This is a genomic window from Winogradskyella aurantiaca (assembly GCF_003362725.1).
Classification (GTDB): Bacteria; Bacteroidota; Bacteroidia; order Flavobacteriales; family Flavobacteriaceae; genus Winogradskyella_A; species Winogradskyella_A aurantiaca.
The window spans coordinates 1-701 of sequence record NZ_QKTV01000019.1 but is presented as its reverse complement, the minus strand read 5'-3'; the positions used below and the strand labels follow the sequence as shown (position 1 = coordinate 701).

Genomic DNA, 701 nt, shown 5'->3' with positions numbered 1-701 from the left:
TGGAAGTGCATTAACTATTACTCGAACTGCTGCAGGTTCACTCTCACAAGAGTTACCGTCAGTTTGAGTCACATAATACGTAGTATCACTAGCAGAAGCTGTACTGATTGAAGGTTTATTGATTTCCTGAGTTGCACCAGAATCACTATACCAAGTAAGTGAGCCCGAGGCAGTGACTACAGAAGCAATATCTGCTGGTGTATCACCAACACAATATTCTAAATCATCAGTACCAGGTGCATCTGGAAGTGCATTAACTATTACTCGAACTGCTGCAGGTTCACTCTCACAAGAGTTACCGTCAGTTTGAGTCACATAATACGTAGTATCACTAGCAGAAGCTGTACTGATTGAAGGTTTATTGATTTCCTGAGTTGCACCAGAATCACTATACCAAGTAAGTGAGCCCGAGGCAGTGACTACAGAAGCAATATCTGCTGGTGTATCACCAACACAATATTCTAAATCATCAGTACCAGGTGCATCTGGAAGTGCATTAACAGTAATAGTAATTGTAGAGATAGCACTCTCACAGTCATTATTATCATTATCCTGAGATACATAGAACTTAAACTCACCAGCAGTACTAGTATCTATACTTGGTGTTTGATCAGAAGCATTGGAACCTTGATCATCAGAATACCAAGTTAAATCACCACTGGCAGTAACTAAAGAAAGAATGTCTACTGGTGTATCACCAA

Annotated in this window: 1 protein-coding gene; it reads right to left on the bottom strand. The window is 40.1% G+C overall.

Features of this window, described 5'->3' with window-relative positions:
• The coding region (locus DN064_RS14075) for an Ig-like domain-containing protein (protein WP_198659455.1) at nucleotides 1–701 on the bottom strand (701 nt) is incomplete at both ends.